At 71.7% G+C, this 11,522-nt stretch carries 9 protein-coding genes and 1 pseudogene; 9 read left to right on the plus strand and 1 reads right to left on the minus strand.

Going from position 1 to position 11,522, the window contains the following annotated elements; translation table 11 throughout:
* Positions 1-173 precede the first annotated feature (173 nt).
* The 7 genes from KKZ08_RS07495 to mtnB all read left to right on the plus strand — a co-directional run bounded on the left by KKZ08_RS07495 (position 174) and on the right by mtnB (position 7,377).
* On the plus strand, positions 174-938 hold the full coding sequence (locus tag KKZ08_RS07495) for an IclR family transcriptional regulator (protein WP_223773692.1): 765 nt from the start codon (positions 174-176) through the stop codon (positions 936-938).
* A 300-nt stretch (positions 939-1,238) separates the two neighbouring features.
* Positions 1,239-2,030, plus strand: a complete 792-nt coding sequence (locus tag KKZ08_RS07500; RefSeq protein WP_223773693.1) for an MIP/aquaporin family protein — start codon at positions 1,239-1,241, stop codon at positions 2,028-2,030.
* A 98-nt stretch (positions 2,031-2,128) separates the two neighbouring features.
* Positions 2,129-3,673, plus strand: a complete 1,545-nt coding sequence (glpK, locus tag KKZ08_RS07505; protein ID WP_223773694.1) for a glycerol kinase GlpK — start codon at positions 2,129-2,131, stop codon at positions 3,671-3,673.
* A gap of 4 nt (positions 3,674-3,677) precedes the next feature.
* The gene (locus KKZ08_RS07510) at positions 3,678-5,288 is read left to right on the plus strand and encodes a glycerol-3-phosphate dehydrogenase/oxidase (protein WP_223773695.1); all 1,611 of its coding nucleotides are present in this window, start codon (positions 3,678-3,680) and stop codon (positions 5,286-5,288) included.
* A 141-nt stretch (positions 5,289-5,429) separates the two neighbouring features.
* Positions 5,430-6,041, plus strand: coding sequence for a cupin (locus KKZ08_RS07515; RefSeq protein WP_223773696.1), 612 nt, complete (start codon positions 5,430-5,432; stop codon positions 6,039-6,041).
* Positions 6,038-6,766 (plus strand): acireductone synthase, encoded by a 729-nt coding sequence (gene mtnC / locus KKZ08_RS07520; RefSeq protein WP_223773697.1) that lies wholly within the window; start codon positions 6,038-6,040, stop codon positions 6,764-6,766. The genes KKZ08_RS07515 and mtnC overlap by 4 nt, the downstream gene beginning before the upstream one ends.
* Positions 6,763-7,377, plus strand: a complete 615-nt coding sequence (gene mtnB, locus KKZ08_RS07525) for a methylthioribulose 1-phosphate dehydratase (RefSeq protein WP_223773698.1) — start codon at positions 6,763-6,765, stop codon at positions 7,375-7,377. Before mtnC ends, mtnB begins: the two co-directional genes overlap by 4 nt.
* 82 nt (positions 7,378-7,459) lie before the next feature.
* Here the strand turns inward: mtnB and mtnA are convergent, their stop codons facing one another.
* Positions 7,460-8,518, minus strand: coding sequence for an S-methyl-5-thioribose-1-phosphate isomerase (gene mtnA / locus KKZ08_RS07530; protein ID WP_223773699.1), 1,059 nt, complete (start codon positions 8,516-8,518; stop codon positions 7,460-7,462).
* 352 nt (positions 8,519-8,870) lie between these two features.
* On the opposite strand from mtnA, the gene KKZ08_RS07535 reads away from it, so the two are divergent.
* Entirely contained in the window at positions 8,871-9,929 is a 1,059-nt protein-coding gene (locus KKZ08_RS07535; RefSeq protein ID WP_223773700.1) for a BMP family ABC transporter substrate-binding protein, read from the plus strand.
* Positions 9,913-11,403 (plus strand): annotated as a pseudogene (locus tag KKZ08_RS07540) (ABC transporter ATP-binding protein); the annotation flags it as partial. The gene KKZ08_RS07535 and the pseudogene KKZ08_RS07540, both read left to right, overlap by 17 nt.
* Positions 11,404-11,522: the final 119 nt, after the last annotated feature.

Here is an 11,522-nt window from a genome sequence, read left to right on the forward strand (position 1 = left end):
CACGGGGCGGACGTGCCTGGACGTGCGCCCCTGACCTGGCTCGAACAGGGGCTTGACAGCACAGAGCGGAGCAACACGGGTTGTCCGGGCATTAGCGAGAGGTCGACAACGACCGATAGTGTTCAGCATTGTCGAACGTGGAATGGTGCGAGGGGACGGAGGTCGGGGCTGCGATGGCACGCAACATCCAGTCGCTCGAAAGGGCCGCGGCGATGCTGCGACTGCTCGCGGGCGGCGAGCGACGGCTCGGCCTCTCGGAGATCGCCTCGGCGCTCGATCTGGCCAAGGGTACGGCCCACGGCATCCTGCGCACCCTCCAGGCGGAGGGCTTCGTCGAGCAGGACTCCGCGTCGGGCCGCTATCAGCTGGGCGCCGAGCTGCTGCGCCTCGGCAACAGCTACCTGGACGTGCACGAGCTGCGGGCCCGTGCCCTGGTGTGGACCGACGACCTGGCCCGATCCAGCGGCGAGAGCGTGCACCTCGGCGTCCTGCACCAGCAGGGCGTGCTCATCGTCCACCACGTCTTCCGGCCCGACGACAGCCGCCAGGTCCTGGAGGTCGGGGCCATGCAGCCGCTGCACTCCACGGCCCTCGGCAAGGTCCTGTCCGCCTACGACCCGGTCGCGCACAACGAAGCCGTCGAGGTCGAGCGCGAGGCCTTCACCGCGCGCACCGTGACCGACCCCGAAGGCTTCGAGGGCGTCCTTGACCTCACCCGCGCGCGTGGGTACGCCGCGGACGTCGAGGAGACCTGGGAGGGCATCGCCTCCGTCGCCGCGCCCATCCACGACCGGCGCCGCATGCCGGTCGGCGCGGTCGGCGTCACCGGCGCCGTGGAGCGCGTCTGCAAGGACGGGGAGCTGCGCCCCGAGCTGATCGCCGCCGTACGGGACTGCGCGCGCGCCGTCTCGCGGGACCTGGGCGCCGGCCGCTTCTGAGCCGCCCCCAGGCGCCCCGCGAACCCCTTTCTCCCGCCCGCCGAGCCGCCGTCGAGCTGCGGAATCATCGATAACGCGAAACGATCAATAACGATCGTGTTTTCAATAACAGAACTCTTGACGAGCGAGTAACCCCGGGGCGAGACTCGCGTCCATCGGTCGGCATTGTCGAACACCTACCGGCATTACGCGCTAGAGTGTGACAAGGCCAAGGGCCGGCAACGACCTCACCTGAGGTCGCGGACCACCGGAGGGACCCGGGGTTCGCCTTCCCCTGGACGAAGGACAAAGGAGTCGCGGGTGTCCAGCTCCGACATCTTCATCGGCGAGACCATCGGTACCGCCGTGCTCATCCTGCTGGGCGGCGGCGTGTGCGCCGCCGTCACGCTCAAGCGCTCGAAGGCCAAGGACGCCGGCTGGCTCGCCATCACCTTCGGGTGGGGCTTCGCCGTACTGACCGGTGCCTACCTCGCGGGCGGCGTCTCCGGCGCCCACCTCAACCCGGCGGTCACGCTCGGCCTCGCGATCGAGGGCGGCACCAAGTGGAGCGATGTTCCGCTCTACCTGGCCTCGCAGCTCCTCGGCGCCATGATCGGTGCCGTCCTGGTGTGGGTCACGTACATGGGCCAGTTCAAGGCCCACCTGACCGACCCCGAGATCCTCGCCGCGCAGCCCGCCGAAGAGGGCATGGTCGACCAGAAGGCAGCTCCCGCCGCCGGCCCGGTGCTCGGCATCTTCTCCACCGGCCCCGAGATCCGTAACTACGTCCAGAACGTGGTCACGGAGATCATCGCCACGGTCGTCCTGGTCCTCGCCATCCTCACGCAGGGCCTGAACGACGGCGGCAACGGCCTCGGTGTCCTCGGCGCCCTCATCACCGCCCTCGTCGTGGTCGGCATCGGCCTCTCGCTCGGCGGTCCCACGGGCTACGCCATCAACCCGGTCCGTGACCTCGGTCCCCGCATCGTCCACGCCGTGCTCCCGCTGCCGAACAAGGGCAGCTCGGACTGGTCGTACGCCTGGGTGCCGATCGTCGGTCCGCTGATCGGCGGCGCCATCGCCGGCGGTCTCTACAACGTCGCCTTCAAGTAGGCGTTCAAGTGGAACCGCGACAGCGACCGATGACCGCGTAAGACGGATGACCGCCACCGACGCCTGAGAGCCGTCAGCAAAGAATTCTGGAGCACACCGTGACCGACGCACACACCGCAGGCCCCTTCATCGCGGCCATCGACCAGGGCACCACCTCGAGCCGCTGCATCGTCTTCGACAAGGACGGCCGGATCGTCTCCGTCGACCAGAAGGAGCACGAGCAGATCTTCCCGAAGCCGGGCTGGGTGGAGCACGACGCCACCGAGATCTGGACCAACGTCGAGGAGGTCGTCGCCGGGGCCGTCTCCAAGGCCGGGATCACCCGCGACGACATCAAGGCGATCGGCATCACCAACCAGCGTGAGACCACGCTGCTGTGGGACAAGAACACCGGCGAACCGGTGCACAACGCCATCGTCTGGCAGGACACCCGCACCGACGCGCTCTGCCGGGAGCTCGGGCGCAACGTGGGCAAGGACCGCTTCCGCCGCGAGACCGGCCTGCCGCTGGCCTCCTACTTCGCGGGCCCCAAGGCCCGCTGGCTGCTCGACAACGTCGAGGGCCTGCGCGAGCGCGCCGAGGCGGGCGACATCCTCTTCGGCACCATGGACTCCTGGGTCATCTGGAACCTCACCGGCGGGGTCAACGGCGGCAAGCACGTCACCGACGTCACCAACGCCTCCCGCACCATGCTGATGAACCTGCACAAGATGGAGTGGGACGCGCGCATCTGCGAGTCCATCGGTGTCCCGCAGCAGATGCTGCCCGAGATCCGCTCCTCCGCCGAGGTCTACGGCGAGGTCACCGGCGGCAAGCTCGGCGACCTGCTCGGCGGCATCCCCGTCGCCTCGGCACTCGGCGACCAGCAGGCGGCCCTGTTCGGCCAGACCTGCTTCGCCGAGGGCGAGGCCAAGTCCACGTACGGCACCGGCACCTTCATGCTGATGAACACCGGTGACAAGGCCATCAACTCCTACTCCGGGCTGCTGACCACGGTCGGCTACCAGATCGGCGACCAGAAGCCGGTCTACGCCCTGGAGGGCTCCATCGCGGTCACCGGTTCGCTGGTGCAGTGGATGCGGGACCAGATGGGCCTGATCAACTCCGCCGCCGAGATCGAGACGCTCGCGTCGTCGGTCGAGGACAACGGCGGTGCCTACTTCGTGCCGGCCTTCTCCGGCCTGTTCGCCCCGTACTGGCGCTCCGACGCCCGCGGTGTGATCGCCGGTCTGACCCGGTACGTCACCAAGGCGCACATCGCGCGCGCCGTCCTGGAGGCCACGGCCTGGCAGACCCGTGAGATCACCGACGCCATGACGAAGGACTCCGGCGTCGAGCTCGCGGCCCTGAAGGTCGACGGCGGCATGACCTCCAACAACCTGCTGATGCAGACCCTCTCGGACTTCCTCGACGCGCCCGTGGTGCGTCCGATGGTGGCCGAGACGACCTGCCTCGGTGCCGCCTACGCCGCCGGTCTCGCCGTCGGCTTCTGGTCCTCGACCGACGAGCTGCGCGCCAACTGGCGGCGGGCCGCCGAATGGACCCCGAACATGGACGCGGGCACCCGCGACCGTGAGTACAAGAGCTGGCTCAAGGCCGTGGAGCGGTCGATGGGCTGGCTCGATGAGAGTGGCGAGGAGTAAGACAATGACCACCCTGCAGAGCGTCCCTGCCCTCGGGACGCATCCGGCTGCCGGCCTCAACCCGAGCCGCGCCGAGACCCGGGAGCAGCTTTCCAAGGCGACGTACGACCTCCTGGTGATCGGCGGCGGGATCCTGGGCATCTCCACCGCCTGGCATGCCGCGCAGTCGGGTCTGCGGGTGGCCCTGGTGGACGCCGGTGACTTCGCCGGCGCCACCTCCTCCGCCTCCTCCAAGCTGCTCCACGGCGGTCTGCGCTACCTCCAGACCGGCGCGGTGAAGCTGGTGGCGGAGAACCACTTCGAGCGTCGCGCGGTCTCCCGTCAGGTGGCCCCCCACCTGGCGAACCCGCTCACGTTCTACCTGCCGGTCTACAAGGGCGGCCCGCACGGCGCGGCCAAGCTGGGCGCGGGCGTCTTCGCGTACAGCGCGCTGTCCGCGTTCGGTGACGGCGTCGGCCACCTGCTGTCGCCCTCCAAGGCCGCGCAGGACGTGCCGGAGCTGCGGACCGACAACCTGAAGGCCGTCGCGGTCTACGGCGACGACCAGATGAACGACTCCCGCATGGCCCTGATGACGGTCCGCGCGGCCGTCGAGGCCGGTGCCGCCGTCCTCAACCACGCCGAGGTCACCGGCCTGCGCTTCACCCGGGGCCGGGTCACGGGCGCGGAGCTGAAGGACCGCATGAGCGGCGACGAGTTCGGCGTGAACGCGCGGCTCGTGCTGAACGCGACCGGCCCGTGGGTCGACCACCTGCGCAAGATGGAGAACCCGGACGCGGCGCCCTCCATCCGCCTCTCCAAGGGCGCGCACCTGGTCCTCAAGCGCACCGCCCCGTGGAAGGCCGCGCTGGCGACGCCGATCGACAAGTACCGCATCACCTTCGCCCTCCCCTGGGAGGACATGCTGCTGCTGGGCACCACGGACGAGGAGTTCGAGGGCGACCCGGCGGACGTGCGGGTGACCGAGGCCGACACCGCGCAGATCCTGGACGAGGCCGCGTTCTCCATCCGCGACCAGCAGCTGTCGCGCGACCTGATCACGTACTCCTTCGCGGGTCTGCGGGTGCTGCCCGGCGGTCCCGGCGACACCTCGAAGGCCAAGCGCGAGACGGTCGTCACCGAGGGCCGCGGCGGCATGCTGTCGGTCGCGGGCGGCAAGTGGACGACGTTCCGCCACATCGGCCGTACAGTGATGAAGAAGCTGGAGTCGCTGCCCGGGCACCCGCTGGGCGACGACTACGAGCCGATCTCCGAGCTGCCGAAGAAGCTGCCGCTGCCGGGCATCGCCAACCCGCGCGCTGTCGCCCACCGCCTGCTGGTGGACGGCCCGGCGCCCGGCCCGCGCATGGCCGCCGACACCGCCAAGCACCTGGCGACGCACTACGGCTCGCTCTCCTTCGACATCGCCCGCCTGGCGAACGACAACCCGGAGCTGGCCGAGCGCGTCCACCCGGACGCCCCGGAGATCTGGGCGCAGGTCGTCTACGCCCGTGACAACGAGTGGGCCGAGACGGCGGACGACGTGCTGCGCCGCCGCACCACCCTGACGATCCGCGGCCTGGCCACGGACGAGGTGCGGGGCAAGGTCGAGGACCTGCTGGGCAAGAAGGCCTGACGGCCCATCGGTAGAAGCATGTAAGGGGCGGCCTCCATGGAGGCCGCCCCTTACACGTCCACGCACTGGGACACCCTGGGACGGGTCCCGGCCGGGAGCTACGATCCCGGGAACACCCGCCGACCTGCCCCGGAGTGACTCATGACTCTCCTGACGACCTGGCCGGAGGCCGGGCCCGACACCGTCGTCCGCCGCACCTCGGACCCTGCCGAGATCGCCGCCGCCCTCGCACCGATAGGCGTGCGCTTCGAACAGTGGCCGGTGCGCGAGGACGTGGTGGCCGACGCGGACAGCGACACGGTCTTCGCCGCGTACCGTGCCGAGATCGACAAGCTCAACGCCGAAGAGGGCTTCCGGACCGTCGACGTGGTGGCGCTGCATCCCGACGGATCTCCCGAGTGGCCCGCGAAGGCGGCCGCCGCCCGCCAGAAGTTCCTGGCCGAGCACACGCACGACGACGATGACGAGGTGCGCTTCTTCGTCGCCGGCGCCGGCATCTTCTACCTCCACGTGGGCGGCGAAGTGCACGCCGTCTACTGCGAGAAGGGCGACCTGCTCGGCGTGCCACGCGGCACCACGCACTGGTTCGACATGGGCACCTCCCCCGCCTTCACCGCGATCCGCTTCTTCCACGAGGAGGACGGCTGGATCGGGAACTTCACGGGCAGCCCGATCGCGGACCGCTTCCCCGACTTCGACGAGATCCACTCGGGGTACGCGGGGGCCGCGGGCGCCACGGGGTCCGCGGCGTGAGTCCCGGGTTCGACGTGGACGCCGTGGTGCTGGACATCGAGGGCACCACGAGCGCCACCGGTTTCGTGGTGGACGTCCTCTACCCGTACGCGCGCGAGCGGTTCGGCACGCTCCTGTCCGCGCGGGGCGGGGAGCCGGAGGTGGCGCGGGCCGTCGACGAGGTGCGCCGGGAGATCGGTGAACCCGACGCCGACGCCGGCCGGGTCGAAAAGGTCCTCGGTGAGTGGATCGACGAGGACCGCAAGGCCACGCCCCTCAAGACGCTCCAGGGCATCCTCTGGGCGGAGGGCTTCGCGCGCGGTGAGCTGGTCTCGCACTTCTACCCCGACGTCATCGGCGTCCTGCGGCGCTGGCACGCGGACGGGGTCCGGCTGTACGTGTACTCGTCGGGCTCGGTGGCGGCGCAGCGGGCGTGGTTCGCGCACTCGCCCGAGGGCGATCTGCTGGGGCTCGTCAGCGGGTTGTACGACACCGTGAACGCGGGACCCAAGCAGGAGCCGGACTCCTACCGGGCCATCGCCGCGGACACCGGTGACACTCCCGGGCGTCTGCTCTTCCTCTCCGACCGGCCCGGCGAGCTGGACGCGGCGCGGGCCGCGGGCTTGCGGTCGGCCGGGGTGCGCCGGGCCGGGGAGCCTCATGCCGAGGCCGAGTTCGGTGCCCATCCCGTGGCCTCGGCCTTCTCCGACATCACCCTTTCCCTTTCCACCGGGAGCAGTTCATGACCGAGACCACCCCTGCCGCCGCCCTGGACGTGGAGGAGGCCGGCGCCGTGCTGGCCGCCGAGGCCGCGCGGTTCGCTTCGTTCGGCTGGATGCGGGGCACCTCGGGGAACCTGTCCGTGGTGCTCTCGCGGGAGCCGCTGCGGCTCGCGGTCACCGCGAGCGGGCGGGACAAGGGTGAACTGACGGCGACGGACGTGGTGGTGACGGATGGTCAGGGCGCGGCCGTCGGTCCGGGCCACCCCTCGGCGGAGGCGGCCCTGCACGCGCGCGTGGTGCGGCTCACCGGCGCGGGCGCCGTGGTGCATGTGCACACGGTGGCCTCGGTCGTCATGGGGCAGCGCTCCCCCGCCGGGATCCCCTTCGAGGGCCTGGAGATGCTGAAGGGGCTCGGGCATCCGACGCACGAGGTGTCCGTCACCCTGCCGGTGATCGCCAACAGCCAGGACATGACCGAGCTGGGCGACCGGCTGGAGGCCGCCCTGCGGCCCGGGATGCCGGCGGTGGTCGTCGCCGGGCACGGGATCTACGTCTGGGGTGCGGATCCCCGCGAGGCGCGGCACCGTGCCGAGGTCGTGGAGTGGCTGCTGGAGCTGGCGCTGGCGCGGGGCTGAGTACCGGGCGGGGCCCCGGGCTGGGCGGCCCGGGCGCTACCTCAGGTGCTCCGGGCGCTACCTCAGGTGGGTGCTCCGGGCGCTACCTCAGGTGGGTGCCCGGCAGCTCCCCCGCCGCCACCTCCAGTACGCCGCGCTCCGTGACCAGCGCCGTCACCAGGGAGCCCGGAGTCACGTCGAAGGCGGGGTTGTGGCCGCGCGAGGCCGCCGGGGCCGTGCGGACGCCGGACCACTCCAACACCTCGTCCTCGCCGCGCAGTTCGATGGGGATGCCGTCGCCCGAGGCCGTGCCGAGGTCCACCGTCGTGGTGGGCGCCGCCACCATGAACGGGATGCCCGCGTGCGCGCACGCCAGGGCGACGGCGACCGTGCCGACCTTGTTGGCCGTGTCGCCGTTGGCGGCGATGCGGTCCGCCCCGACGATCGCCGCGTCGACCTCGCCGCGCAGGATCGTGCCGGCCGCGGCGCCGTCGGCCTGGACGTAGTGCGGGATGCCCTCCTGGACGAGTTCCCAGGCGGTCAGGCGCGCGCCTTGGAGCAGGGGGCGCGTTTCGTCGGCGTACACCGCCTCGATGCGGCCCCGGGCGTGGAGTTCGCGGATGACACCGAGGGCGGTGCCCCAGCCCGCCGTGGCGAGGGCGCCGGTGTTGCAGTGGGTGAGGACGCGCAAGGGGCGGTCTCCCTTCGGGGCGACGCGCTTGAGGAGCCAGTCCGCGCCGTGCGCGCCCATCGCGTGGTTGGCGTCCAGGTCCTCGCGGACGACCGCGTCGGCCTCCGCGAGGACCGCGGCGATGCCCTCGTCGACGCGCGCCGCCACGCGGTCCACGCACACCATGAGGTTCACGGCGGTGGGCCTGGCCGCGCGGACGCGGGCGATCTCGGCGTCCAGGCGGGCGCGGTCCCAGCCGTCGCGCTCCGCCTGCGCCATGGCGAGCGCCACTCCGTACGCGCCCGCGGCGCCGATCGCGGGAGCCCCGCGGACGACGAGGCGCACGACCGCGTCGATCAGCGCGTCGACCGTCGTGACGTCGAGCCGTTCCAGCGCGTGCGGAAGGGCCGTCTGGTCGATGAGGGACAGGCACGGCGCGCCGTCCTCCGCGGCGGCCGTCCATGTCACGGCGCGCAGGTCCTGGCTGTTCATGTGCTCAACTCCGAATGAATGGGGGCGATTCCGGCCACGGGAGGAGGGGTGCCGTCACCGTACCTGACGTGCGCGAACCACATTTCGAGACGTTCGTGCGGGTGTCCGAAACCCGGTGCTACTCTCACCGCCACCCAGGACAGATCGGTCCGATCCATGGCGTGAGGAGGCAGCCCATGACCGCGACACTCGCCGCGCCGCGCTGCCCCGCCGTGTCCTGCGGCCGTCACACGTGTGGCCGCCGAATGTGTGGCTGTCGCCGCTGTTCTCGCTGAGCGACGCCGCTCACGCACGTACGACTCTCCCGCCACCGCCCGGGCCGCTCCCGGGCACCTCCACGAAGGCGCTCCTCATGTCCTTGCGTACGCGTACGTCCCCGAGGCTCACCGCCGCCACCGCCGGCGTCGTCTGTGCCGCGCTCCTCGCCACCGGCTGCAACGCCGCCGCCAAGGGCGGGGACGCGGGCAAGGGCGGGGGCGGCAAGACGTTCACGCTCGTCACGCCCGACCCGGTCGCCCAGAACGAGTTCCTCAAACTGGCCGTCACCGGGGTGCGGGCCGCGGCGAGGGCGCAGGGCGGCTCGCAGAAGGTCTTCCAGAGCAGCGACAACGGCTCGCGCCAGCAGAACGTCGCCTCGGCCGTGGACGCCGCGCCCGACGTCGTGGCGCTGGTCGGCTTCGAGTTCGCGGACATCGTGGCGCAGCAGGCCGAGGCGCATCCGAAGCAGCGGTTCCTGCTCGTCGACGCGTGCACGAAGAAGACGTACGAGAACGTCACGTGCGCCGTGTTCCGCGAGCACGAGGCGGTGTACCTGGCGGGTGCCGAGGCCGGGTTGCTCACCGAGAGCGGGAAGGTGGGGGCCGTCGACGTGCTCGACACCCCGCAGTTCCGGCGGTACAGCGAGCCGTTCGCGGCGGGCGCGAAGAAGGTGAACCCGAAGGTGAGCGCCCGGACGCTGTTCGTGGGCGGGCAGTCGCCGTTCAACGACGCGGCGCGCGCCAAGGACCAGGCGGCGACGCTCCGTTCGGGCGGGGCCGACCAGGTGATGGCCGCCGCCGCGGGCGGCAACACGGGCGTCTTCCAGGCGGCGAAGGACAAGGGCTTTGCGGCGTACGGCGTGGACGCCAACCAGTGCCCGGGCAGCCCGGGTGTCGTCGTCGACAACGTACTGAAGAAGACCGACGTCGCCGTGGAGAAGGGCATCGCGCAGATCCTCGACGGCAAGGGCGGCACCACGGTGTCGTACGGCCTCAAAGAGGGCGGTATGTCGCTGACCGGTCTGGAGCCGGGGGTAGCCGGCTCCAAGTGCCTGATCGCGAAGCCCGCCCACAAGGACGTGCTGACGCGCGTCGAGAAGCTGCGTGACGCGATCGTCGCCGGGAAGCTGACCGTCGATGACCCCGCCGCCTGAGGGCACCGGCGGCGCGCCCGCCGTCGAACTGCGGGGCATCACCAAGGAGTTCCCCGGCACGCTTGCCAACGACCGGGTCGACCTGACGGTCCGGCGCGGTGAGATCCACGCGCTGATGGGCGAGAACGGCGCGGGCAAGTCCACGCTGATGTCCGTCCTGTACGGCCTCCAGCGGCCGGACGCGGGGCAGGTCCTGCTGGACGGTCGCGAGGTGTCCTTCGCGAGCCCGAGCGAGGCGATCGCGGCCGGGCTCGGGATGGTGCACCAGAGCTTCAAGCTCTTCCCGTCCTTCACGGTCGCGGAGAACGTCGTCTTCGCCGCCGAGCCGCGCCGGTTCGGTCTCACCGACCGCCGGGAGGCGCTGCGGCGGGTGGCGGCGCTCGCGGAGGAGCACGGGCTGGCCGTCGATCCGGCGGCGAAGGTCGGGGACCTGCCGGTCGGCGTGCGCCAGCGCGTGGAGATCCTCAAACTCCTTTACCGGGGCGCCCGTACGCTCATCCTGGACGAGCCGACGGCCGTGCTGACGCCCGCCGAGGCGGACGCGCTCTTCGGCGTGCTGCGCTCCCTCGCCACCGAGGGCCGCACCGTCCTGCTGGTCACGCACAAGCTGCGCGAGGTCATGGAGGGCAGTGACGCGGTGACCGTGCTGCGGGACGGGCGGGTGGCGGCGCGCATGCGGACCGCCGAGACGAGCGCGGACGGCATCGCGGCGGCCATGACGGGGCGCGCGGTGGAGCTGGACCGGACGCATCCGGTGGGCGCGCCGGGCGCCGAGGTCCTGTCGGTCTCCGGGCTGACGGCGGCCGGGGTGCGGGACGTCTCGCTCACGGTCCGCGCCGGGGAGATCGTCGGCGTGGCCGGGGTCGCGGGCAACGGCCAGTCGGAGCTGATCGAGGCGGTCACCGGCCTGCGGCCGCTGACGGCGGGGCGCGTCACGCTCGCCGGGCGGGACGTCACGGACGCGACGGTGGCGGGACGGCGTGCGGCGGGTCTCGCGTACGTCCCCGAGGACCGCTCGGCGGTCGGCACGGCGCCGGGGGCGACGATCGCGGAGAACCTCGCCATGGGCCACCACCGCGGGCACGGCGTGCTCCGCCCGGCCTGGCTCCGCGCGCATGCGCGGGCCCTGATCGAACGCTTCGGCATCAAGGCGGCGTCGACCGGGCACGCGGCCCGGTCCCTGTCGGGCGGCAACCTGCAAAAGCTGGTCATCGGCCGTGAACTCGCCCATGACTCCCCGCTGTTGGTCGTCGAGCAGCCCACGCGGGGCGTGGACATCGGCGCCGTGCAGACGATCCACGACCACCTGATCGCCCACCGCGACGCGGGCCACGCGGTCCTGCTGGTCTCCGCGGAGCTGAGCGAGATCCGCTCTCTCGCGGACCGGGTCCTCGTGATGTACGAGGGCGAGGTCGTGGCGGAGTACGCGCGCGCGGAGGCGGACGAGAGGACGCTGGGGCTGACGATGGCGGGAGCGGGGCGCTGCGCGGGCGGCGGGAGGGGCGACAGCGGAAGTGACGGCGGCGGAAGCGGCCGGGGCGGCAACAGCGACAGCGACGGTGGCCGGGGCAGCGGAAGCGACACCGGAAGCGC

It is taken from the genome of Streptomyces sp. 135, assembly GCF_020026305.1.
In the GTDB taxonomy this organism is placed as follows: Bacteria; Actinomycetota; Actinomycetes; order Streptomycetales; family Streptomycetaceae; genus Streptomyces.